Raw genomic sequence first — 22,868 nt, forward strand, 5'->3', positions numbered from 1 at the left:
GTTGGTAAGGTGGCCGGCATGGAACCGTTGGCCGCCCGGACCATTCCCGATCTGGTACTGGCGGGCGCCGCACGCCACGGCGAACGCGAGGCGATCGTCGACGGCCCCGTGCGGCTCACCTACGCGCAGCTGGCCGGCGAGGTCGCCCGGTTCGCGGGAGCCCTTGCCGCTCGGGGGGTCGGCAAGGGCGACCGCGTCGCGATCTGGGCGCCCAACTCGTGGCGCTGGATCGTGGCCGCCCTGGGCATCGTCACCGCCGGCGGGGTCATGGTGCCGCTGAACACGCGGCTCAAGGGCGCGGAGGCGGCGTACATCCTCCGCCGCAGCGGCACCCGGCTGCTGTTCGTGCAGGACGGCTTCCTCGGCAACTCCTACGTCGCCGCGCTGCGCAAGGCGTGGGAGGAGGAGCCGGACCACGGCGTCGAGGCGATCGTCGACCTGGTCGCCGACTGGGACGCATTTGCGCAGACCCGCACGGACGTCGCGACCGCCGTGGACCCCGACGACCTGGCCGACCTCTTCTTCACCTCCGGCACCACCGGCCGGCCGAAGGGTGCGATGCTCACCCACCGGCAGAGCACCGAGCTGTACGTCGCCTGGAGCGAGCTGGCCGGCCTCACCGCCGGCGACCGCTACCTGCTGGTCAACCCCTGCTCCCACACCTTCGGCTACAAGGCCGGCGTGATCGCCTGCCTGCTGCGCGGCGCCACGATCGTGCCGCAGCCCGTGTTCGACGTCGAGGAGACGCTGCGGATCGTCGCCGCCGAGCGGATCACGGTGCTGCCCGGGCCGCCGACGCTGTACACCTCGATCCTCGACCACCCGCGCCGCACCGAGTTCGACCTGTCCAGCCTCCGCGTCGCCATCACCGGCGCCACCACCGTGCCGGTCGTCATGATCGAGCGGCTGCGGGAGGAGCTCAGGCTCGCGACCGTGCTCACCGCGTACGGGCTCACCGAGTCGTGCGGGACGGCGACCATGTGCCGGCCCGACGACGACCCGCAGACGGTGGCGACCACCTGCGGGGCGGCGGTCCCCGGCGTCGAGGTGCGGGTGGACGAGACCACCGGCGAGGTGCTGGTCCGCGGTTACAACGTGATGCGGGGGTACTTCGAGGACCCCGCCGCGACCGCCGACGCCGTCGACGCGGACGGCTGGCTGCACACGGGCGACGTGGGCGTGCTGGACGAGCGGGGCTACCTGCGCATCACCGACCGGCTCAAGGACATGTTCATCGTCGGCGGCTTCAACGCCTACCCGGCCGAGATCGAACAGGTCCTGGCCCGGCACCCGGCGCTCGCCGAGGTGGCGGTGATCGGCGCGCCCGACGACCGGCTGGGCGAGGTGGCCCGGGCGTTCGTCGTGCCGCGCGCCGGGGTCACGCCGGACGTCGCCGAGCTGTCCGAGTACTGCAAGCAGCGACTCGCCAACTACAAGGTCCCGCGCGAGTTCGTCATCATCCCCGAGCTGCCCCGCAACGCCAGCGGGAAGGTGCTCAAGACCAGCCTGCGGAGCCGCTGAATGGACACCGTCATCGTCACCGGCGGCGCGAGCGGCATCGGCGCCGCGATCGTCCGCCTCGCCGGGGAGCAGGGCCTCAACCCGGTCGTGTGGGACCTGAGCCCCGGCGGGATGGTCGTCGACACCCGCGACCGGGCCGCCGTGCAGGCCGCCCTGGCCGAGGTCGGCCCGGCCCGCTACCTGGTCAACAACGCCGGGCCGGCGAGCTCGAGCGCGCTCGGTTTCGGCGACGGCCTCATCGGTACCGCCGGATCCGTCGAACTCGTCACGTCGGCCTGGCTCGCCACGAACCCGCCCGACGGGGCCGCGGTCGTCAACGTGGCGAGCGTCGCCGGGAACCTCGTCGGCACCGACTCCGCGTGGTACAGCGCCGGGAAGGCGGCCATCGCCGGCTACACCCGCCACCTCGCCACGCGCATCGCCCCGCGGGTGCGGGCCAACGCCGTCGCGCCCGGCTTCATCGAGACGCCACGGATGGCCGGCTTCGCCGACAGCCCGCTCGGCCGGTCGCTCATCGAGCGCAACCCCATGCGCCGCGCCGGCCGTCCCGAGGACGTCGCCGCCGCCGTGCTGTTCCTGCTCTCCCCGGCCGCCGCCTACGTCAACGGCGTCCTGCTGCCCGTCGACGGCGGCTGGACGGTCTCGCAGTAACCGCCAATGCGCCGGGTGACCGGGCGCGGCCGCCGTGTCGAACGGTCGCTTGAATGGAAAGGAAGGTGATCCGTGGACGCCGTGATCGTCGCCGCGGTGCGCTCCCCGATCGGCCGCGCCTACAAGGGCTCGCTGGCCGGCGTGCGCGCCGACGACCTCGCCGCGCAGGTGGTCCGCACCGCGCTCGACAGGGTGCCGGCCCTGGACCCGGCCACGCTCGACGACCTGATGCTCGGCTGTGCCCAGCCGGCCGGCGAGCAGGGGTACAACCTGGGCCGCCAGGTCGCCATGCACCTCGGGTTCGACATGGTCCCCGGCACCACCGTCAACCGCTACTGCGCGTCGTCGCTGCAGGCGATCCGGATGGCGTTCCACGCGATCCGGGCGGGGGAGGGCCACGCGTTCGTCGCCGCCGGGGCCGAGGTCGTCTCGCACTACCCGGCCGGCAAGTCCGACGGCATGCCCGACACCCGCAACCCGCGCTGGCCCGAGTTCACCCCGTCCGCGCGGTGGTCGGACCCGCGCGACCGCGGTGAGCTGCCCGACGTGTACGTCGCGATGGGGGAGACCGCCGAGAACGTCGCCCAGCTGTGCGACGTCTCCCGCCACGAGCAGGACGAGTTCGCCGTGCGCTCGCAGAACAACGCCGAGAAGGCGCAGGCCGACGGGTTCTGGGACATCGACGTCACGCCGGTGACGCTGCCGGACGGCACGGTCGTGCGCCGCGACGACGGCCCGCGGGCGGGCGTGACCCTCGACAAGGTCGCCGCGCTCCAGCCGGTGTTCCGCCCCGACGGTACCGTCACCGCCGGCAACTGCTGCCCGCTCAACGACGGCGCCGCCGCCCTCGTCGTCGTGAGCGCCCAGCGCGCCCGGGAGCTGGGCCTGACCCCGCTCGCCCGGATCGTGAGCACCGGCGTGTCCGCGCTCAGCCCCGAGATCATGGGCCTCGGCCCGGTCGAGGCGAGCCGCCGGGCCCTGGCCAACGCCGGCATGTCGATCTCGGACATCGACCTCGTCGAGATCAACGAGGCCTTCGCCGCCCAGGTGATCCCGTCGTACCGGCAGCTGGGCGCCGACCTGGACCGCGTCAACGTCCACGGCGGCGCGATCGCGGTGGGCCACCCGTTCGGGATGACCGGCGCCCGGATCGCCACGACGCTGATCAACGGCCTCGTGCACAGGGACGGCCAGTTCGGCCTGGAGACCATGTGCACGGCCGGCGGCCAGGGCATGGCGATGGTGGTGGAGCGGCTCTCATGAGCGTTCTTGAGGGCAAGGCGGTGGTGGTGACCGGGGCCGGGCAGGGCCTCGGCGCCGCCTACGCGCTGCTGGCCGCCGCCGAGGGGGCGGCGGTCGTGGTCAACGACGTCGACGCCGGCCTCGCCGCGGCGGTGGTCGAGCGGATCCGCTCCGCCGGCGGGCGGGCCGAGGCGGCCGTGGGCACGGTCGCCACCTGGGAGGGCGCCGGCGCGATCGTCGACCGGTGCGTCGAGGCGTTCGGGGCGATCGACGGCCTGGTCAACAACGCCGGCATCTTCCGCCTCGCGCACCCCGCCGAGCAGGACCCGGCCGAGTTCGCGCGGGTGGTCGAGGTCAACCTGCTCGGCAGCGCGTACTGCGGCCTGCACGCGATCCGGGCCATGCTGCCCCGGGGCCGCGGCTCGATCGTCAACGTCACCTCCGGCGCGCACGCCGGGTCGGCGGCCATGGGCGCCTACGGCGCGAGCAAGGGCGGCGTCGCCTCGCTCACCTACTGCTGGGCGGCCGACCTGGCCGGCACCGGCGTGCGGGTCAACGCCGTCTCGCCGAACGCGCACACCCGCATGGCCGACGCGTTCGAGGCCTACCTGGGCGCCGCCGCGCAGGGCCAGAACCTGCACAAGTCCCCGGAGCAGAACGCGCCGGCCGTGATCTACCTGCTGTCCGACGCCGCGGCCGGGGTGCACGGCCAGGTCGTGCGGATCGACGGGGACGAGTTGTCGATGGTCGCCCATCCCACGGTACTGGGGGAGGGCACCCACGATCCGTCCTGGTCCGTCGGCGCCGTGGCGGCGGCGTTCGCCGCCGGCGAGGTGGGCCCGCTGATGCCGGTCGGGCTCCACCGTTCCCGCCATGAGGCAGACTTGGGCGCGTGACCGACCGCACCTGGAAGGCGTTCGTGGCCGCCCTGGCCGACCGCATCGAGCGCGACGTCCGCGCCGTCCTCGACGGGCTCGACCCGGCGCTGCTCGACACACCGGCCGTGCCCGGCACCAACCCGATCGGCTGGCTGCTGTGGCACCTCACCCGCAGCCACGACCGCAACGTGAGCGAGCTGGCCGGCCAGCCCCAGCTGTGGATCACCGACGGCTGGCACGCGCGGTTCGGCCGGCTCGCCGACCCGGACGAGACCGGCTACCGGCACACGCCCGAACAGGTGGCGGCGTTCGTGAGCCCGGAGCCGGGCGTCCTCGGCGCCTACCACTGGGCGGTCGGCGCCCGCTTCCGGACGTACCTCGACGCCGCCCCGGCCGCCGACCCGGCCCGGCTGGCCACCAGCCCCACCCTCGGTGACACGATGCCGGTCCGCGACCGCCTGGTCGGCGTCCTCGTGGAGGGCCTCGAGCACGTCGGCCAGGCGGCGTACCTGCGCGGCCTGCTGGAGCGCCGCTAGTTCACGACCCGGTAGGTGAGGTGCGTGGCCTCGGGCGTGTCGACGCTCGCCAGGTGCTCGAGGCCGACCGGCAGCGGCCCGTCGAACAACGGCGTGCCGCCGCCGAGCAGCACCGGGGCGACGTGCAGCCGCAGCCGGTCGGCCCGCCCGGACGCGAGCGCCTGGCGGGCCACGGAGGCGCCGCCCATGACGTGCACGTTGCGCTCCCCGGCGGCCCGCTGTGCGGCGTCCAGGGCCGCCGTGATCCCGCCCGTGACGAAGGTGAACGTCGTGTCGCCCCTGCGCATGACCTCATGCGGCCGGTGCGTGACGACGAAGACCGGCATCCGGTAGAAGCCGTCCTCGCCCCAGCCGCCGGTGTCGTCGTACACCCGCCGGCTGGTGACCACGGCCCCCGACCCGGCGAACAGCAGCTCGTCGAGCAGCGCCTGCCCCTGCGGATGCCGCCAGACCCAGTGGTGCAGCGCCTCGCCCCCGATGCCGAGCCCGTGCGCCTCGTCGACGCCGGGCCCGGTGACGAAGCCGTCGACGGATACGGAGATGTCCACCTCGATGTGTCCCATGCCGGGGTTGACCATCCGCGCCCCCGAAACTCACCGGTGCTGTGACAAGGTGAACAGCCGGGGCGGTGACGCTGCGTGGCGGGCCTACGATCGCGACGTGGAGCCGACCACTGACGACCTGCTCCGGGCGATGACGGTGCTCGGGGTGCCGGGCGACCCGCTGTACATCATGCGCGACCTGGACGACGAGCACCGCCGGCTCGCCCTGCTCGCCCACCTGACGGCGGCGCTGGAGGCCCACCTGGCGTCCGCCGAGGACCGCTCCGATCTGGGCGTGGAGGACCTGGCCGACCTGCACTGGGACGCGGACCGGGCGGCGGCGTCCGCGCTGCGCCGGGCTCGCCTGGCCCGCGTGCAGCACACGGTGTGGCGCGAGCGCGGCAAGCAGCCGGACCCGGTGCGCGACGCCGCGCTGACGACGCTGGCCGCGGTGGCGGCGCTGCTGGACAACGCCGGCACCCACCCGATGCTCCCGGACGCGGCGGCCGCGCTGCGCGACGCCGCCGACCACCTGAGCACGGTCCTGCGCGCGACCCCGTCCCACCCGCTGTAGGGACCGCCCGCCGCCCGCCGTTCACTGTTCGCCCGATGATCGATGGAGAGTCCTGGTCGCCATGGCAGCCAAAACTCGCCATCGATCATGAGCCCGTCGGCGTGGCCGCGGGCGGGCGGCGCGGCGAAGGCTGCTTGCGGGCGGCGCGGCGAAGGGCGGCGTGCGGCTGGCCGTGTCGGGCGGCGCGGCTGGGGGTGCGCGGCGTGGTGAAGGGCGGCGTGCGGCTGGCCGTGTCGTGGTCCGACGCAGCTTAGACGTTGGTCGATCTACCCTCGGCAATCGCGCTTCGGCTGAGGGTAGATCGACCAACGTCTAAGGCATTCCGGGCCGAGCGGGACCGGGCCGGCGGCGGCGCGGTGGGGTGTGCGGGGCGGTCAGCGGCGGGAGAGGCCATCCAGGAACAGCGACGTGCAGTCCTCGGCCAGCTTGGTGATCGGGTACGCCGCCGTCGGCTTGAACCAGCGCACCGACAGCCAGACCGCGTCACGCATCAGCCGGTACAGGATCTTGGGGTCCAGGTCGCTGCGGATCACGCCCTGGGCGATGCCCGCCTCGATGACCTGGAGCCACGCCGCCTGGACCTCCTTGCCGGCGTTGCGCAGGTAGCCGAAACGCTCGATCTGGGTCAGGTAGTTGACGTCGTTCTGGTAGATCTCGGTGGCGTGCGGGTGGGCCTCGACGACCTCCAGCGACGCCACGATGAGGTCGTGCAGCCGCGTCCTCGGGTCGGTGTCGCCCGACAGGACCCGCTTGTACCGTGTCCGCAGGTCCTCGAGGTAGGAGGTGACGATCTCGTCGACCATCGCCTCTTTCGACTCGAAGTGATGATAGAGGCTCCCGGACAGGATTCCCGCCTCGTCCGCGATCTCGCGGACGGTCGTGGCGGCCACGCCCTTGCGGGCGAACAGTCCCGCCGCGCTCGCGAGAATCCGTTCGCGTCGATCCCCAGGCTCTCGCGCCATCCCGTGCCTTCTTGTCGATGTGTCCCCGGCACCAGGAGTGTACGTGTGCCGTGGCCGTGAGATACGGCTCTGTCGCGAGTGTAGCGTAATCAAGCAAGCGCTTGGTACGGTCAGCTGGTCCTGAGAACAAAGGGTGCTCCGGGCGAACCGGACGGTCACCTGAAGAAGGCGGACCATGGCGAACAAGCGGATGACCGAAGACGAGGTCGTGAGCCGGCTGCGCTCCGGCATGACGATCGGGATCGGCGGCTGGGGCTCGCGGCGCAAGCCGATGTCCCTCGTGCGCGCGATCCTGCGCTCCGACCTCACGGACCTGACCATCGTGAGCTACGGCGGCCCCGACGTGGGCCTCCTGCTGGCCGCGAAGAAGGTCCGGCGCCTCGTGTACGGATTCGTGTCGCTCGACACGATCCCGCTCGAGCCGCACTTCCGCGCCGCCCGGCAGGCGGGCGCGGTCGAGGTGACCGAGTACGACGAGGGCATGCTGCGCTGGGGGCTGTACGCGGCCAGCTGCCGGCTGCCGTTCCTGCCCAGCCGGGCGGGTCTCGGCTCCGACGTGCTGCGGGTCAACCCCGAGCTGCGCATGATCGCCTCGCCCTACGGCGACGAGGAGCTGGTGGCGGTGCCGGCGTTGCCGCTGGACGTTGCGCTCGTCCACCTCAACCGGGCCGACGAGCAGGGTAACGCGCAGTACCTCGGCGCCGACCCGTACTTCGACGACCTCTTCTGCACCGCCGCCGAGCAGGCGTACGTGTCGGTCGAGCGGATCGTGCCGACGGAGGAACTCACCCGGGACGCCCCCGTGCAGTCGTTGCTGCTGCAACGCTGGATGGTGCACGGCGTCGTCGAGGCGCCCGGCGGTGCGCACTTCACCAGCTGCGACCCCGACTACGGCCGCGACGAGGAGTTCCAGCGCCGCTACGCGCAGGCGGCCGCCGACCCGCAGGCGTGGGCGGGCTTCTACGAGGAGTACCTGGGGGTGGCAGCATGAGCGACGCGACGCGCGCCGAGGTCTGTGTGGTCGCCTGCGCCGAGGCGTGGCGCGGCGACGGCGAGATCCTGGCCAGCGGGATAGGGCTGGTGCCGATGATCGCCGCCCGGCTGGCCCGCGCCACCTTCGCCCCCGACCTGCTGGTGTCCGACGGCGAGGCGCTGCTCACCCAGGGCACCTGGGCGATCGGCGGCACCCCGCCCGTGATCGAGGGCTGGATCCCGTTCCGCGTCGTGTTCGACCTGCTGTACCGCGGCCGCCGGCACGTCATGATGGGCCCGAGCCAGATCGACCGCTACGGCAACGCGAACATCTCCGCCATCGGCGCCGACTTCACCCGCCCGGACCGGGCCCTGCTCGGCGTGCGCGGCGCGCCCGGCAACACGGTCAGCCATCCGACCAGCTACTGGGTGCCCAAGCACGGCCGGCGCTCGTTCGTCGAGGCGGTCGACATGGTCAGCGGCATCGGCTACGACCGGGCCGCCGCCAACCCCGCCGCCGGGCGGTACCACGAGCTGCGCCGGGTGGTCAGCAACCTCGGCGTGTTCGACTTCGACACCGACGACCACCGGATGCGCCTCGCCTCGGTGCACCCGGGCGTGACGGTGCAGGAGGTGCTGGACGCGACGGCGTTCGATCTGGTGGTACCGCCGGACGTCGCGCAGACCCGCCTGCCCACCGACGCCGAGCTGGCCCTGATCCGCGAGGTGATCGACCCGAAGTCGGCGCGCGACCGGGAGGTGCGGGGGTGACCGCACTGCGGACGCCGATCTGCGAGCTGTTCGGCGTCCGGTACCCGATCGTGCAGACCGGGATGGGCTGGGTCTCCGACGCCGGCCTCACCGCCGCCACCTCCAACGCCGGCGGCCTGGGCATCCTGGCCAGCGCCACGCTGTCGTTCGAGGAGCTGGCGACGGCGATCACGCAGGTGCACAAGCGCACCGACCAGCCCTTCGGGGTGAACCTGCGGGCCGACGCCCCCGACGCCCGCAAGCGGGTCGACCTGCTCATCGGCGAGGGGGTGAAGGTCGCCTCGTTCGCCCTGGCCCCGAAGCCCGACCTCATCGAGCGGCTCAAGGCCGCCGGTACCGTCGTCGTCCCCTCCGTCGGGGCGCGCCGGCACGCCGAGAAGGTCGCCGCCTGGGGCGCCGACGCCGTGGTCGTGCAGGGCGGCGAGGGCGGCGGCCACACCGGCCCGGTGCCGACCTCGCTGCTGCTGCCGCAGGTCGTCGACGCCGTCGACATCCCGGTCATCGCCGCGGGCGGGTACTTCGACGGCCGCGGCCTGGTCGCCGCCCTCGCCTACGGCGCCGCCGGCATCGCGATGGGCACCCGGTTCCTGCTCACCAGCGACAGCCCGGTGCCGGTCGAGGTCAAGCAGCGCTACCTCAAGGCCTCGCTGACCGACACGGTGGTCACCGACGCCCTCGACGGCGTCCCGCAGCGGGTCCTGCGCACGCCCTTCCTCGACACGCTGACCGGCGGCCGGCGGCTCGCCAGCGCGGTCGGCAGCGCCCGGACCTTCCGCAAGCTCACCGGCCGCAGCTGGGTCAGCCTCCTGCGGGAGGGCCGGGCGATGCACCGCGAGCACGGCCTCAAGTACTCCCAGGTGCTGCTCGCCGCCAACACCCCGATGCTCATCAGGGCCGCGATGGTCGACGGCCGCCCGGACGCCGGGGTGATGGCCACCGGCCAGGTCGCCGGGGTCATCGACGATCTCCCGAGCTGCGCCGAGCTCGTCGAGCGGATCATGGCCGAGGCCGCCGGCACCCTGAAGCGGCTGGCCTGATGCCGGCGTACTCGATCGAGGGCGTGGTCCCGGTTGTCCACCCGACCGCGTACGTCCACCCGACCGCGGTGCTCATCGGCGACGTCCACGTCGGCCCCCGCTGCTACGTCGGCCCGCTCGCCAGCCTGCGCGGCGACTTCGGCCGGCTCGTTATGGAGGAGGGCTCGAACCTCCAGGACTCCTGCGTGTTCCACACGTTCCCCGGCACCGAGGCCGTCCTGGGCCGCGACGGCCACGTCGGCCACGGCGCGGTCCTGCACGGCTGCGTCACCGAGCCGGGCGTGCTCATCGGCATGAACGCGGTGGTGATGGACGACGTGCTCGTCGGCGCGTACGCCTTCGTCGCCGCGCACTCGTTCGTCAAGGCCGGCTTCGTCGTCCCGTCGCGGATGGTGGTCGCCGGCTCGCCGGCCAGGGTGGTGCGCGACCTGACGCCCGAGGAACTGGCCTGGAAGGCCAACGGGACGCGGGTGTACCAGGAGCTCACCGCCCGCAGCCTGGCCTCCCTCGCCGAGGTGGCACCGCTGCCGGAGCCCGAGCCGGACCGCCCGGCCCTGTCCACGTCCGCGTCGGTGGCCGTCCCGCTGGACCAGGCCCGCGCCGCCTCTTCCGAACCTAACAAGCGCTTGGTAGGCTAACTCCATGGTGACCAGGACCAAAGGACACGGGCTGCTCGAGGGGCGGACGGTGCTCGTGACCGCCGCCGCCGGCACCGGGATCGGGTACGCGACGGCCGAGCGCTGCCTCGAGGAGGGCGCGACCGTCGTCATCAGCGACCGGCACGAGCGGCGCCTCGCCGAGTCGGCCGGGAAGCTCGGCGTCCTCGGGGTGCCGTGCGACGTGACCGACCAGTCCCAGGTCGAGCAGCTCTTCCAGACGGCCGCCGACCACCTCGGCGGGCTCGACGTCCTGGTCAACAACGCCGGTCTGGGCGGCACCGCCCACGTCGTCGACATGACCGACGAGCAGTGGAGCACCGTGCTCGACGTGACGCTCACCGGCACCTTCCGCTGCACCCGCGCCGCGCTGCGGCACATGATGCCCCGCGGGCGGGGTGTGGTGGTCAACAACGCCTCGGTCATCGGCTGGCGGGCGCAGGAGGGGCAGGCGCACTACGCCGCGGCCAAGGCCGGGGTCATGGCGCTCACCCGCTGCGCCGCCATCGAGGCGGCCGCGGCCGGGGTGCGGGTCAACGCCGTGGCGCCCAGCCTGGCGATGCACCCGCACCTCGCCAAGGTCACCACCGAGGAGCTGCTCACCGAGCTGGCCGCGCGCGAGGCGTTCGGCCGGCCCGCCGAGCCCTGGGAGGTGGCCAACGTGATCGTGTTCCTCGCCAGCGAGTACAGCTCGTACATGACCGGCGAGGTCGTCTCCGTCAGCAGCCAGCACCCGTAGGAGCAGCACATGGTGGACGCCGGCGCCGTCGGCCGGGTCGGGGAGCCCTTCACGCTCGACGTCGAGCGCGGGAAGATCCGCGAGTTCGCCCGGGCCACCCACTCGGCGAACCCCGCCTATCTGGCGGCGGAGGATCCCGTGGTACCGCCGACCTTCCTCACCACCGCGTTCTTCTGGCAGTCCGGGGAGAGCGACCCGTGGGAGGCCGTGGCCATGGACCAGCGCAAGGGCCTGCACGCCGAGCAGGAGTTCGTCTTCCACGGCCCGCCCCCGCGGGCCGGCACCCGGCTCGTCGGCCGGTCCCGCATCGAGTCGGTCACCCGGAAGGAGGGCCGGCGGGGGACGCTGACGTTCGCCGTGATGGTCACCGACTTCCACGACGAGGACGGCAACCTCGTCGCGACCGCGAAACTCACGGGGGTGGAGACCGCATGACGACCTTCACGGTCGGGCCGCTGACCCGCACCGACCTGGTCCGCTACCAGGGCGCGTCCGGGGATTTCAACCCGATCCACCACGACGAGGGGTTCGCCCGCGCGGCCGGCATGCAGGCCCCGCTGTCCCTCGGCATGCTCCAGGCCGGCTTCCTCGCCACCTGGGCCACCGACCGGTACGGCGCCGAGCACGTCCGGTCCTTCCGGGTCCGCTTCGCCGCCCAGGTGTTCCCGGGCGACACCGTCACCTGCGACGGCACCGAGACCCGCCGGTACGTGACCGAGGACGGCGAGCCGCGCGTGGACCTCGAACTGACCTGCACCACCCAGGACGGCACGGTCGCCGTGTACGGCTGGGCCACCTTCGTGACCCCCGCTGGAGAGCCCGCATGATCGAGACCAACGTGGACGACCGCGGCGTGGCGGAGATCGTCATGAACAACCCGCCGGTCAACGCCCTGCCCGTCAAGGGCTGGTTCGACCTCGCCGCCGCGCTGCAGCAGGCCGGGGCCGACCCGGCCGTGCGGGCGGTCGTGCTGCGCGCCGAGGGCCGCGGCTACAACGCCGGCGTCGACATCAAGGAGCTGCAGGCCGCCGCCGACCACTCGGCGCTGGTCGGGGTGAACCGGGGCTGCGCCGCCGCGTTCGCCGCCGTCTACGACTGCCCGGTGCCGGTGATCGCCGCCGTGCACGGCTTCTGCCTCGGCGGCGGCATCGGCCTGGTCGGCAACGCCGACATCATCATCGCCAGTGAGGACGCCACGTTCGGGCTGCCCGAGGTGGACCGGGGCGCGCTGGGCGCCGCGACGCACCTGTCCCGGCTGGTACCGCAGCACAGGATGCGCGCGATGATGTACACGTCGGCGACCGCCACCGCCGCCGAGCTGCACGCGTTCGGCTCGGTGCTGCGCGTCGTGCCGCGCGACGAGCTGCGGTCGGCGGCGTTCGAGGTCGCCCACGACATCGCCGGCAAGGACCCGGCCGTCATCCGCGCCGCCAAGGAGTCGCTCAACGGCATCGACCCCTGGGACCCGAAGCGCAGCTACCGCTTCGAGCAGGGCTTCACCTTCGAGCTGAACCTGACCGGCGTGGCGGACAAGGTGCGGGACGAGTTCGGCAAATGACGTCGGTCGACCTCACTGACACCCCGGCGGAGGCCGCCTTCCGCGACGAGGCCCGCTCCTGGCTGCGCGCGAACGTCCCCGCGCAGCCGCTGCCGTCGGGCGACACGCGCGAGGGCTTCGCCGCCCACCTCGACTGGGAGCGGCGGCTGTTCGACGCGCGCTGGTCGGTCGTGTCGTGGCCGTCGCGGTACGGCGGGAGAGACGCCTCCCTCTGGGAATGGCTGATCTTCGAGGAGGAGTACTACGCCGCCGGCGCGCCCCAGCGCGTGACCCAGAACGGCATCTTCCTGCTCGCCCCGACGCTGTTCGAGTTCGGCACCGACGAGCAGCGCGACACCCTGCTGCCGCGGATGGCCGCCGCGCAGGACCTGTGGTGCCAGGGCTGGTCGGAGCCGGGCGCCGGCAGCGACCTGGCCGGCATCGCCAGCCGCGCCGTGCCGGCCGAGGGCGGCTGGCGGCTGTCCGGCCAGAAGACCTGGACCACCCGCGGCGCGTTCTGCACCCACCTGTTCGGGCTGTTCCGCACCGACCCCGACGCGCCCCGCCACCGCGGCCTCACGTACTTCCTCGTCCCCCTCGACAGCCCCGGCGTGACCGTGCGCGGCTTCGGCCGGCTCGACGGCGACGAGGGCTTCGCCGAGGTCTTCTTCGACGACGTGTTCGTCCCGTCGTCGGCCGCCCTCGGCGGCGTGGGCGAGGGCTGGCGGGTGGCGATGGCGACCACCGGCTCCGAGCGCGGTCTGACCCTGCGCTCCCCGGGCCGCTTCCTGGACACCGCCGAACGGCTCGTCGCGCTGGCCGTCGCCCGGCGCGACCGGCTGCGCCCGGCGACCCGCGAACGCCTCACGCGGGCCTGGCTCGCAGCCCGGGCGTACCAGCTGTTCACCCTCAACCAGGTCACCGACCTCGTCGAGGGCCGCCCGCCGGGCGCCCGGTCGAGCCTCAACAAGCTGTACTGGTCCCGGCTGGACATCGACCTGCACGAGATCGCCCTGGAGCTGCTCGGCGCCGAGGCGGTCCTCGACTCGCCGTGGACGCGCGGCTTCCAGTTCTCGCTGGCCGGGCCGATCTACGCCGGCACCAACGAGATCCAGCGCAACATCGTCGCCGAGCGCGTGCTCGGCCTGCCGAGGGCCTGAGGGGGTCTACTGTGCGGTTCGCCCCGACGGAGGACCAGCTGGCATTGCGCGACGCGGTCCGGGAGCCGCTGGCGAAGGGCTGGCCGGCCCTGGCCGACCTCGGCCTGTTCGGCGCCCTGGTGCCGGCCGGCCGGGGCGGCCTGGGCCTGGCCGAGACCGACCTGGTCGCGGTCCTGGAGGAGATCGGCGCCGCGGCGCTGCCGGACCCGGTCTCGGCCACGGCCTTCGTCGCCGCCCCGCTGCTGACGGCCCTGCTGGACCCCGTTCGGTCGACCGACCGAACGGCCGTCGGCCCTGCCGGTCAGTCGGTCGACCGACCGAACCAAGGCCCTGCGGGCCAGTCGGTCGACCGACCGAACCAGAGCCCTGCCGGTCAGTCGGTCGACCGACCGAACCAGAGCCCTGCCGGTCAGTCGGTCGACCGACCGAACCAGGGCCCCGCCGTTCGGTCGGTCGACCGACCGAACGGCCGCGGCGGCGACCGCGACTGGGTCGCCGCGGTGCTTGACGACGTCGTCGCCGGGCGGACGCGCATCGCCCTGGCCGCCGGCGGCGGGCTGACCCCGTTCGGGGACGGCGCCGACCTGGTGCTGCACCTCGACGGTGACACGGCCCGGCTCGGCACCGCCGCCGGGGCGCCCGTGCCCACCGTGGACCCCGCCCTGCACGCGGCCGTGTCCACCGGCGCCGACGTCCTGACCACCGACCCGGACCTCGTCGCCCAGGCCCGCCGCCGCGCCGGCATCGCCTACGCGGCCGAGCTCGTCGGCCTCGGCCGGCGGATGCTCGACCTCACCGTCGGCTACGTGCGGCAGCGCCACCAGTTCGGCGTCCCGGTCGGCAGCTTCCAGGCCGTCAAGCACCACCTCGCCGACGCCACGCTCGGCCTCGAGTTCGCCGCCCCCGTCGTCCTCGCCGCGGCGTGGGCCACGGAACACGGCGCCGACGCCGAGCGCGCCGTCGACGCCGCCGTCGTGCAGGCCGCCGAGGCCGCCCACGCCGCCAGCCGGGCCGCGATCCAGTGCCACGGCGCCATCGGCTACACCGTCGAGTACGAGTTGCACCGCTACGCCAAGCGCGCCTGGGCCCTCGCGGCCCTGGCCGACCCCGGCACCCGCCTCGACCGGCTCGCCGCCGCCCTCCACCTGCAGGAGAACTCATGACCGACGAGAACGTCGTCCTGTACCGCACCGACGGGCCGGTCGCGGTCGTGACGATGCACCGCCCGCAGTACCGCAACGCCCAGAACTCCGCCATGACCTACGCCCTCGACGACGCGCTCTACCGGGCCGCGGCCGACGACGACGTCAAGGTGATCATCCTGGGCGGCGCCGGGGACCACTTCTCGGCCGGCCACGACATCGGCACGCCCGGCCGCGACATCGACACCAGCTTCGACCGGCGGGCCGGCCTGTGGTGGGACCACGTCGGCAAGCCCGGCGCGGAGAGCCGCTTCGCCCGCGAGTCCGAGGTGTACCTCGGCATGTGCCGCCGCTGGCGCGAGCTGCCGAAGCCGACGATCGCCATGGTCCAGGGCGCCTGCATCGCCGGCGGCCTGATGCTCGCCTGGTGCTGCGACCTCGTCGTCGCCGCCGACGACGCGTTCTTCGCCGACCCCGTCGTGCGGATGGGCATCCCCGGCGTCGAGTACTTCGCGCACCCGTGGGTCATGGGGCCACGCTTCGCCAAGGAGTTCCTGTTCCTCGGTGAGCGCGTCGGGGCCGAGCGGGCCCTCGCGCTGGGCATGGTGAACCGGGTCGTGCCGCGCGCCGACCTCGAGCAGGACACGATGGACATCGCCCAGCGGATCGCGAAGATGCCGCGGCTCGGGCTGGCACTGACGAAGAAGGCGGTCAACCAGGCCGAGGACCTCATGGGCCTGCGGGCCGGGATGGACTCGGTGTTCGGGCTGCACCACGTGGCCCACGCCCACAACGCGGAGACCGGCACCGACGCCCTGGCCGGGCACGACGCCCGCTCGATGCGCGACGGCGGTCGCTGATGTCCCAGCGGTACTCCGGGAGCGTCGCCCTGGTGACGGGCGCCGCCTCCGGCATCGGGCGGGCCACCGCCGCGCGCCTGCGGGACGAGGGCGCCCGCGTCGCCGGCCTCGACCTGACGGCCGTCGACGTCGACGGCGTCCTCCCCGTCACCGCCGACGTCAGCGACGAGGCGGCGGTCGCCGCGGCCGTCGAGCGGGTCGCGGCCTGGGGCGGGCGGCTCGACCTGGTCGCCAACGTCGCCGGGGTCGCCGCCTACGCCCACACCACCGACGTGACGCTCGCCGAGTGGGACCGGATCCTCGGCGTGAACCTCACCGGCACATTTCTCGTCAGCCGGGCCGCGCTGCCGCACCTGGTCGCCGCCCGCGGCGCCATCGTCAACGTCTCGTCCCTCGCCGGGGTGCGCGGCTGGCGGTACAGCGCCGCGTACTCGGCCGCCAAGGGCGGGGTCGTCGCGCTGACCCGGTCGCTCGCCGTCGAGTACGCGCCGGTCGGCGTTCGGGTCGCCTGCGTCTGCCCCGGGTCCGTGGACACGCCGCTGAAGGCCGGCCTGCAGCCGGTACCGAACCCGCATCCGAGGCTCGAAGGGCGCGGGGGAGCGCTCGTCGACCCGCCCGTCGCCGACCCGGACGAGGTGGCGGCGGCGATCGCGTACCTCGGCGCGGCCGAGGCCCGGTTCGCCACCGGCGCCGTCCTGCGGCTCGACGGAGGTGCCGGTGCCTGAGCTCCCGTTCCCGGCGGACGTCGTCGCCCGCCACCACGCCGACGGCGCCTGGAGCGCCGAAACGATCGCCGACCTGGTCGCGCGCAACGACCCGGACCGGGTCGCGTTCCACGCCCCCGAGGGCACCATCACCTGGGGGCAGTACGACGACCTGTCGTCCCGCCTGGCCCGGTCCTACCTGGACGGCGGCTTCGTGCCCGGCGACCGGCTCGCGGTGCTGCTCACCGGCGGCGCGCTCACCCACGTCGCGTACCTGGCCGCGCAGAAGGCCGGCCTGGTCACCGTCGGCATCGGCCCGCGGGCCGGCGACGCCGAGGTCACGCACCTGCTGAAGGTCACCGGCGCGGCCGGCCTCGCGACGGCCGAGTTCCACCGTGGACGGTCCGGGGCGGACATCGCCGCGCGCTGCGGTGCGCGGCGGCACGTGCTGCTGGACCTGGCGGACGTGGGCGACGCCCGGTGGACCGGGCCCGGGCTCGGCCCCGACGACCTGTTCTTCCTCAACTCCACGTCCGGCACCACCGGCGTGCCGAAGTGCGTGCGGCAGACGATGAACAACCGCAAGTACTTCGGCCCCCTGGCCCACGCGGCCGGCCGGATGGGCCCGGACGAGGTGTTCGCCAGCGTGCTGCCGGCGCCGTACGGGTTCGGCCTGTGGAGCGCCCACGTCGTGCCGGCCAGGTACGGCTACCCGACCGTGCTCAGCGCCGAGTTCGACGCCGCCGCGACGCTGCGGCTCATCGAGGAGCACCGGGTCACCGTGCTGTGCGCGGTGACGGCCCAGTTCATCATGCTGCTCAACGACCCGTCGTTCGCGGCCACGGACCTGTCGTCGCTGCGGGTGCTGTTCACCGGCGGCGAGCGGGTCCCGGCGTCGCGGGCCGCCGAGTTCGAGGAGCGCACCGGCTGCGCGGTGCTGCAGTTCTACGGCTCGAACGAGGCCGGCCCGATCTCGGTGACGACGGTCGACGACCCGCGGGAGCGGCGCCTGTCGACGGCCGGCCGGCCGATCCCGGCCATGCACGTGCGGCTGGTCGGGGAGCGCGGGCAGGTCGCGGCCAACGGTCCCGGGTGCACGCCGGGGTACCTCGACGACCCCGCCGCGAACGCCGCCCTCTTCCGCGACGACGGCTGGCTGCTCACGGGCGACCTGGGCGCGGTCGACGACGAGGGGTACCTCACGATCACCGGCCGGGCGGCCGACTTCATCATCCGCGGCGGGCACAACGTGAGCGCCCTCGTGGTCGAGGAGGCGGTGGCCACCCACCCGCTCGTCGCCCAGGTGGCCGTGGTCGCGGCCCCGGACCCGGTGCTGGGCGAGCGGGTGTGCGCCTACGTGGCGGTGCGGGGCGAGCTGACCCTCGACGACCTGCGGGAGCACCTGGACGCCGGCGGGGTGTCGAAGCAGAACTGGCCGGAGCACCTGGTGCCGCTGGACGGGCTGCCCATCGGTACCGGTGGCAAGGTCGACAAGGCCGCGCTGCGCACGGACGCGGCCCGCCGCTTCGGGTGAGTCAGGCCAGGCTGATCAGCGTCTGGGCGACCTGCCCGTCGCCGATCGGCCGCCCGCCGACGGTGGCCTCGACGTCGAAGAGGTACCGCCGCCCGCGCACCTCGGCGAGCACCGCCGTGACGAGCACGTGGTCGCCGGCCTGGGCCGGGCCGGTGTGGCGCACCCCGATCCACGTCCCGAGCGACGCGGTCGCCGGCCCGAAACCGGGGCGCAGCACGTCGGCGGCGGTGTCCTCGAGGAACGCGATGAGCGACGGCGTGCTCAGCACCGGCACGGCACCCGGCACGTGGTCGGTGGTCGCGTCCTCGGTGACGACGAACGTGCGGGTGCAGGTCGCGCCGGGCCCGAGCTCGGTGCGCAGCAGGTCGTGGGGCGCCGGCCGGCGCTTCGGACCGCTGCGCAGCCGCACGTCGGCGACGATCCGGTCCCCGTCCCGGAGCCGGATCGTGACGACGTCCCCGTCCCGCCGGGCGATCCCGACGGTCAGCTCGCCGTCCGGGTCGCCGTGCCAGATGACCTGCTCCACGTGCGTCTCGCCGCCACCGGGTTGCTGCTCCACACCCATGCTCCTTTCCCGCCCGCGCGCCTTGACAGGCTCCGGCGGGCGATCACAGAATGACACAACCAAGCGCTTGATTGGTAGGTGTGCGTCGTGACCTTTCCTCCGGGTACCGCTCCCGCGGCCGGTAGCGTCCATGAGCGGTACGTCGCCGACCGGCTCGCCGAGGCGGCCGGCGCGGGCGAGAACCTGGCCGACGTCGTCCGGCGGCACGCCGCGGCGAACCCGGACGGGGACGCGTTCGTCGCGGGCGGCGACCGGCTGTCGTGGCGGCAGTTCGACGAGTACTCCACGTGGTTCGCCCGCCGGCTGGTCGACGCCGGGCTGCCGCGCGGCGCCCGCGTCGGGGTGCTGCTGCCCGACGGCGTGGAGGTGCACGTGGTGTACCTCGCGGCGATCAAGGCGGGGGTCGTGGTCGTGGCCATCGGGCCGCGGGCGGCCCGGCTGGAGGTACGCCACCTCCTCCAGGTCGGCGGGGCGACGGCCCTCGTCAGCTTCGCCACCCACCGCGACGAGCCGGTCGCCGACCTCGTGGCCGGCCTGGGCATCGACACCCACCTGGTGCTGCCGCCGCACGCCTCCTGGGACGTCGTGCCCGGCGCGCCGCTGCCGGGCCGCGAGCTCGCCCCCGACGAGATCCACCTGCTCAACTCGACGTCCGGCACGACCGGCATGCCGAAGTGCGTCGTCCACGACCAGTACCGCTGGTTCTACTACCACGAGCTGGCCGTCGAGTGCGGCGACCTGCGCACGGACGACGTGTTCCTGACCCTGATCCCGGCGCCCTACGGCTTCGCGCAGTGGACGGCCAACTTCACCCCGACCCTGCTCGGCGCGCCGACCGTCGTCATGCCCCGCTTCAACGCCGACGAGGCCCTGCGGCTCATCGAGCGCGAGCGCGTCACGGTCGTCTGCTGCGTCTCGACCCAGTTCATCATGATGCTCAACTCACCGCTGATCCACGAGGTCGACCTGTCGTCCCTGCGCTGCATGTTCACCGGCGGCGAGGCGGTCCCGTTCGAGCGCGCGTCGGAGTTCGAGCGCCGCACGGGCGCGAAGGTCCTGCAGTTCTTCGGCTCCAACGAGACCGGCGCCCTGTCCCGCACGTCGGTGACGGACACGGAGGACCAGCGCCTGCGCACCGCCGGCCGGGTGATCGACGCGATGCGGGTCCGCCTGTTCGCCGACGACGGCACGGACGTCACGGCCGTCGGCGGCCCCGGGCAGGCGGCCTGCGCCGGCCCGGCCACGTGCCTGGGCTACTTCAACGACGACACGGCGAACGAGGGCCTGTTCACCCCGGACGGCTGGATGCTCACCGGGGACATCTGCACCATCGACGCCGACGGCTACCTGCGGGTGGTCGACCGCAAGTCGGACTTCATCATCCGCGGCGGCAAGAACATCAGCGCCGCGGCGGTGGAGGACCACGTGGGCTCCCACCCGGCGGTGGCCATGGTGGCCGCGGTGGCGATGCCCGACCCGACGTTCGGCGAGCGCGTCTGCGTGTTCGTGGTCCCGCGCGGGCCGCTGACCTTGGACGACCTGCGCACCCACCTGTCCGACCGCGGGGTTTCCCGGGAGAACTGGCCGGAGCGGCTGGAGCTGGTGGAGGACCTGCCGAGGGGCTCGGGCGGCAAGATCGCGAAGGCGGAACTCCGCAAGTCCCTGCGCCCGGCGGTGTGACCCGGGCGGGAAAATGCGGTTGATCGGCCGCCACCGCGCGGCGCAGCATGACTGTCGTGTGGGCAGATGAGCTGCGCGAAGGCCCGGTCCGGCTGGTTCCGCGGCCCGGCCCCGACCTTCGCTGGCAGATGAGCGCGTCCCCGGTCATCGTCAGCGGGGTCCCGGGTCGCTGGACGCCCCGATCGGACCAGGCGGAGGGCTGGCGCGCGCACGTCCGGTGCGGATGCCGTGGCCGACGCCACCGCGGCGCTCAGGCGCACCTCGTCCTTCGCGGCCGCTCGCCGGGCCGCTCCCGCGCTCCGGGCTGGCTGCGGCGCAGGCGATAGCCCGGCCGGTTGCCGGCGCCGACATCCGCGCCACCTGGACGCCCACGCCCACGCCGACGACGGTCCGGGCGCGGCGTAGCGGGGCGGCGCGGTCCGGGCCGGGACGGCCGCGCATGCGCACGGGTAGAGTGCCGGAACATGTTCGAGCGGTTCCTCCCCTCGGCGCGCAACGCCGTCCTGCAGGCCGCCGCCGGTGACTGGCTCACGACGGTCGCCCTGACCCCGGCGCTGCCGCGCTGATGGGCCAGCCGCTCGTCGACCTCGACGCCCCCGAAGTGGTCCGCCGGCGCCGCCGCGTGCCACGCTGGCTGCCGTGGCTGGCCGCGGCGCTGCTGCTCGGCGCGCTGTACCTGGCCCGCCCCGACGACCGCCCGCCCGCCGTGGCGGTGGTGCTCGTTGCGGGCCAGGTGGGTGCGTTCGCGGCCACGTACGACGCGGGGACCGTCCGCATCGAGAGCCAGCTGACGGTGGTCAACTCGGGCCCGGAGCCGGTGTCGCTGGAGGACCTCTCGGCCGAGGCCCCGGGCCTGACCGTCCACGCGATGCGCCTCCCGCAGCCGGTGGGCCCGGGCCGGTCGGTGGCGGTCGGGGTGCGGGTGGAGCTGTCGTGCGACCAGGCGCGGCCGGACCCGGTCCGGTTCCGGCTCACCGTGCGCACCGCGGCCGGGAAGCGGTCGGCGGCGGAGCCCCTCGTGGCCGTCGCGGACAGCCCGTGGGTGTCGGTCCTGGGGGCCGCCTGCCCGCACTGACCGGGCGACGGTCAGGTCGGCGACCGGCCCGCCGGCACCCCGCCCGAGGACCTCCTCACGGCCGTTCCGGGCGGGTGACGAGCTCGCGCAGGCGGGACCGCTGGATCTGGCCCGTCGCCGGGGTCCGCGGGATCTCCGCCACCGTCGCCACCAGCCGCGGGTGCTGGAACGACGCCAGGCGTCCGTCCACATGGGACCGCACCGCGGCCACCGTCGGCGGCGCGCCGCCCGGCGGGACCACGACGACCGCGCAGACCAGCTCGCCCCACCGCGGGTCGGGGACGCCGACGACCGCCACGTCCAGGATGCCGGGCAGGTCGCGCAGGGCGTGCTCGACCTCGGCCGGGCCGACCGACTCGCCGCCCGTGCGGATCACCTCGCGGCTGCGGCCGGTGAGGAAGAGGTACCCCTCCTCGTCCAGCGTCCCGAGGTCACCGGACCGGTAGGTACCGTCGAGCGCGGCACTGCCGAGGTAGCCGTTCATGACGGCCGGGCCGCGCACGCACACCTCGCCGGCGTCGTCGACCCACAGCGCGTTGGGCGGGGCGCCCCGGCCCACGCTGCCGGGCTTGCGGGCCAGGTCGTGGTCGTGCAGGGCGGCCATGCGGCCGGCCTCCGTGGAGCCGTAGAGGATCGTGGTCGTGGTGCCGGGCAGCCGGGCCTTGATCCGCTCGACCAGCTCGGGGGCGACGCTCGACGTGCCGGTGTCGGCGTGCAGCAGCGAGCGCAGGTCGGCCCGGCGGTGCTCGGGGTCGAGGAGCCGCTCCCACACGGCGGGGATGCAGTACAGCGCCGACGGGCGGCGCCGCTGCACGACGTCCACGATCTCCTCCGCGGACGCCTTGCGGATCAGGTGTACCGCGGTGCGGTGCTGCCACGCCTCCATCACGTAGTGCCAGCCGCCGTAGTGGTACAGCGGGAACGTGCAGACCACGCCGCCGTTGCCGCGCAGGCCGGCGCTGAACGTGCCGCCGCCGGGCGCCGCGCGCAGCCAGCTGGCCCGGTGGCTCACCAGCGCGCCCTTCGGGGTGCCGGTGCTGCCGCTGGTGAGGTACACGATGTGCGGATCCCGGTCGTCGAGCGGCCGCGGTGCCAGCCCGGCCGCGCCACCGTCCAGGTCGGACGGCCGCAGCCCGCCCTCGGCGACCTCGAGGCGGGGCTTGACGAGGTCGCGCACCCGGTCCACGTCGGCCGCCGGCAGGGCCGGGTTCACGGGCGCGAACACGACGCCGAGCCGCGCGCACGCCACGAACGCGTCGAGCACCCGCAGCGTCGGCGGCGTGCACCACAGCAGCGTGTCCCCGGCGTTGAGGCCCAGCCCGGCGAGCGCGTTCGCGGTCCGGTCGGCCCGTTCGTCGAGCTCCCGGAACGTCAGCTGCTCGCCGCCGAGGGTCGCGGCGAGCTCGGACGGCCCGCTGAGCGCCGCGACGGTCACGATGTCGCCGATGAGCAGGCTCACTGGGCCACCATCCTTGTGTCGGCGTTTGAGAGAGTGCCGATGCACCACTGGTGACCACCGGGCCATCGCCC

At 74.1% G+C, this 22,868-nt stretch carries 25 protein-coding genes; 21 read left to right on the forward strand and 4 right to left on the reverse strand.

All coding sequences use genetic code 11. The features are described 5' to 3' along the window. The first annotated feature begins 18 nt into the window (after window positions 1-18). The 5 genes from IEZ31_RS32365 (at window position 19) to IEZ31_RS32385 (ending at window position 4,828) form a co-directional block, all read left to right on the forward strand. Window positions 19-1,521 carry a FadD3 family acyl-CoA ligase gene (locus tag IEZ31_RS32365; RefSeq protein WP_190253835.1) on the forward strand — a complete coding sequence of 501 codons (1,503 nt, stop codon included), beginning with the start codon at window positions 19-21 and terminating at the stop codon, window positions 1,519-1,521. Continuing rightward, window positions 1,522-2,172 carry an SDR family NAD(P)-dependent oxidoreductase gene (locus tag IEZ31_RS32370; RefSeq protein ID WP_190253836.1) on the forward strand — a complete coding sequence of 217 codons (651 nt, stop codon included), beginning with the start codon at window positions 1,522-1,524 and terminating at the stop codon, window positions 2,170-2,172. A gap of 72 nt (window positions 2,173-2,244) precedes the next feature. Next, complete coding sequence (locus tag IEZ31_RS32375; RefSeq protein ID WP_190253837.1) at window positions 2,245-3,435, forward strand: acetyl-CoA C-acetyltransferase; 1,191 nt, start codon at window positions 2,245-2,247, stop codon at window positions 3,433-3,435. Then, window positions 3,432-4,310, forward strand: a complete 879-nt coding sequence (locus IEZ31_RS32380) for an SDR family NAD(P)-dependent oxidoreductase (RefSeq protein ID WP_190253838.1) — start codon at window positions 3,432-3,434, stop codon at window positions 4,308-4,310. Before IEZ31_RS32375 ends, IEZ31_RS32380 begins: the two co-directional genes overlap by 4 nt. After that, the gene (locus tag IEZ31_RS32385; RefSeq protein ID WP_229836026.1) at window positions 4,307-4,828 is read left to right on the forward strand and encodes a DinB family protein; all 522 of its coding nucleotides are present in this window, start codon (window positions 4,307-4,309) and stop codon (window positions 4,826-4,828) included. The genes IEZ31_RS32380 and IEZ31_RS32385 overlap by 4 nt, the downstream gene beginning before the upstream one ends. On the opposite strand, the gene IEZ31_RS32390 is transcribed toward IEZ31_RS32385, so the two are convergent. Continuing rightward, a complete protein-coding gene (locus IEZ31_RS32390; protein ID WP_190253839.1) occupies window positions 4,825-5,391 on the reverse strand; it encodes a dihydrofolate reductase family protein in 567 nt (188 codons plus the stop codon). The two genes, IEZ31_RS32385 and IEZ31_RS32390, sit on opposite strands and share 4 nt — an antisense overlap. A 97-nt stretch (window positions 5,392-5,488) precedes the next feature. On the opposite strand from IEZ31_RS32390, the gene IEZ31_RS32395 reads away from it, so the two are divergent. Next, the gene (locus tag IEZ31_RS32395) at window positions 5,489-5,944 is read left to right on the forward strand and encodes a hypothetical protein (protein ID WP_190253840.1); all 456 of its coding nucleotides are present in this window, start codon (window positions 5,489-5,491) and stop codon (window positions 5,942-5,944) included. Window positions 5,945-6,318: 374 nt separating this feature from the next. Here the strand turns inward: IEZ31_RS32395 and IEZ31_RS32400 are convergent, their stop codons facing one another. Beyond that, window positions 6,319-6,906: a TetR/AcrR family transcriptional regulator gene (locus IEZ31_RS32400; RefSeq protein ID WP_190253841.1), complete on the reverse strand. Its 588-nt coding sequence runs from the start codon at window positions 6,904-6,906 to the stop codon at window positions 6,319-6,321. Between the two features lie 175 nt (window positions 6,907-7,081). Here IEZ31_RS32400 and IEZ31_RS32405 point away from each other — a divergent pair, with 175 nt between their 5' ends. The 13 genes from IEZ31_RS32405 (at window position 7,082) to IEZ31_RS32465 (ending at window position 18,018) form a co-directional block, all read left to right on the forward strand. Next, entirely contained in the window at window positions 7,082-7,897 is an 816-nt protein-coding gene (locus tag IEZ31_RS32405) for a CoA transferase subunit A (RefSeq protein ID WP_190253842.1), read from the forward strand. Next, window positions 7,894-8,649 (forward strand): CoA-transferase subunit beta, encoded by a 756-nt coding sequence (locus tag IEZ31_RS32410; RefSeq protein ID WP_190253843.1) that lies wholly within the window; start codon window positions 7,894-7,896, stop codon window positions 8,647-8,649. Before IEZ31_RS32405 ends, IEZ31_RS32410 begins: the two co-directional genes overlap by 4 nt. Window positions 8,650-8,711: 62 nt before the next feature. Continuing rightward, window positions 8,712-9,686, forward strand: coding sequence for an NAD(P)H-dependent flavin oxidoreductase (locus tag IEZ31_RS32415; RefSeq protein ID WP_229836030.1), 975 nt, complete (start codon window positions 8,712-8,714; stop codon window positions 9,684-9,686). Continuing rightward, window positions 9,686-10,324 (forward strand): phenylacetic acid degradation protein PaaY, encoded by a 639-nt coding sequence (locus IEZ31_RS32420; RefSeq protein ID WP_190253844.1) that lies wholly within the window; start codon window positions 9,686-9,688, stop codon window positions 10,322-10,324. Before IEZ31_RS32415 ends, IEZ31_RS32420 begins: the two co-directional genes overlap by 1 nt. 4 nt (window positions 10,325-10,328) lie before the next feature. Then, on the forward strand, window positions 10,329-11,081 hold the full coding sequence (locus IEZ31_RS32425) for an SDR family oxidoreductase (protein WP_190253845.1): 753 nt from the start codon (window positions 10,329-10,331) through the stop codon (window positions 11,079-11,081). 9 nt (window positions 11,082-11,090) lie between these two features. Next, entirely contained in the window at window positions 11,091-11,516 is a 426-nt protein-coding gene (locus IEZ31_RS32430; protein ID WP_190253846.1) for an FAS1-like dehydratase domain-containing protein, read from the forward strand. Further along, window positions 11,513-11,908 (forward strand): MaoC/PaaZ C-terminal domain-containing protein, encoded by a 396-nt coding sequence (locus IEZ31_RS32435; RefSeq protein WP_190253847.1) that lies wholly within the window; start codon window positions 11,513-11,515, stop codon window positions 11,906-11,908. The genes IEZ31_RS32430 and IEZ31_RS32435 overlap by 4 nt, the downstream gene beginning before the upstream one ends. Then, on the forward strand, window positions 11,905-12,639 hold the full coding sequence (locus IEZ31_RS32440; protein WP_190253848.1) for an enoyl-CoA hydratase family protein: 735 nt from the start codon (window positions 11,905-11,907) through the stop codon (window positions 12,637-12,639). Before IEZ31_RS32435 ends, IEZ31_RS32440 begins: the two co-directional genes overlap by 4 nt. Continuing rightward, complete coding sequence (locus tag IEZ31_RS32445) at window positions 12,636-13,778, forward strand: acyl-CoA dehydrogenase family protein (RefSeq protein WP_190253849.1); 1,143 nt, start codon at window positions 12,636-12,638, stop codon at window positions 13,776-13,778. The genes IEZ31_RS32440 and IEZ31_RS32445 overlap by 4 nt, the downstream gene beginning before the upstream one ends. Window positions 13,779-13,789: 11 nt before the next feature. After that, window positions 13,790-14,941, forward strand: a complete 1,152-nt coding sequence (locus IEZ31_RS32450; protein ID WP_190253850.1) for an acyl-CoA dehydrogenase family protein — start codon at window positions 13,790-13,792, stop codon at window positions 14,939-14,941. After that, window positions 14,938-15,780 (forward strand): enoyl-CoA hydratase, encoded by an 843-nt coding sequence (locus tag IEZ31_RS32455; RefSeq protein WP_190253851.1) that lies wholly within the window; start codon window positions 14,938-14,940, stop codon window positions 15,778-15,780. The genes IEZ31_RS32450 and IEZ31_RS32455 overlap by 4 nt, the downstream gene beginning before the upstream one ends. Continuing rightward, window positions 15,780-16,505 (forward strand): SDR family NAD(P)-dependent oxidoreductase, encoded by a 726-nt coding sequence (locus IEZ31_RS32460; RefSeq protein WP_190253852.1) that lies wholly within the window; start codon window positions 15,780-15,782, stop codon window positions 16,503-16,505. The genes IEZ31_RS32455 and IEZ31_RS32460 overlap by 1 nt, the downstream gene beginning before the upstream one ends. Beyond that, window positions 16,498-18,018 carry a class I adenylate-forming enzyme family protein gene (locus IEZ31_RS32465; protein WP_190253853.1) on the forward strand — a complete coding sequence of 507 codons (1,521 nt, stop codon included), beginning with the start codon at window positions 16,498-16,500 and terminating at the stop codon, window positions 18,016-18,018. The genes IEZ31_RS32460 and IEZ31_RS32465 overlap by 8 nt, the downstream gene beginning before the upstream one ends. A gap of 1 nt (window position 18,019) precedes the next feature. Here the strand turns inward: IEZ31_RS32465 and IEZ31_RS32470 are convergent, their stop codons facing one another. Continuing rightward, on the reverse strand, window positions 18,020-18,577 hold the full coding sequence (locus IEZ31_RS32470; protein ID WP_190253854.1) for a thioesterase family protein: 558 nt from the start codon (window positions 18,575-18,577) through the stop codon (window positions 18,020-18,022). A 93-nt stretch (window positions 18,578-18,670) separates the two neighbouring features. Here IEZ31_RS32470 and IEZ31_RS32475 point away from each other — a divergent pair, with 93 nt between their 5' ends. Continuing rightward, window positions 18,671-20,263, forward strand: coding sequence for a class I adenylate-forming enzyme family protein (locus tag IEZ31_RS32475; RefSeq protein ID WP_229836027.1), 1,593 nt, complete (start codon window positions 18,671-18,673; stop codon window positions 20,261-20,263). Window positions 20,264-20,828: 565 nt separating this feature from the next. Beyond that, entirely contained in the window at window positions 20,829-21,338 is a 510-nt protein-coding gene (locus tag IEZ31_RS32480) for a hypothetical protein (RefSeq protein ID WP_190253855.1), read from the forward strand. A gap of 55 nt (window positions 21,339-21,393) precedes the next feature. Here IEZ31_RS32480 and IEZ31_RS32485 read toward each other — a convergent pair whose 3' ends face one another. Further along, window positions 21,394-22,797 (reverse strand): class I adenylate-forming enzyme family protein, encoded by a 1,404-nt coding sequence (locus tag IEZ31_RS32485; protein WP_190253856.1) that lies wholly within the window; start codon window positions 22,795-22,797, stop codon window positions 21,394-21,396. Window positions 22,798-22,868 lie beyond the last annotated feature (71 nt).

Origin of the sequence: Dactylosporangium sucinum (genome assembly GCF_014647515.1) — a bacterium.
Taxonomy (GTDB): domain Bacteria; phylum Actinomycetota; class Actinomycetes; order Mycobacteriales; family Micromonosporaceae; genus Dactylosporangium; species Dactylosporangium sucinum.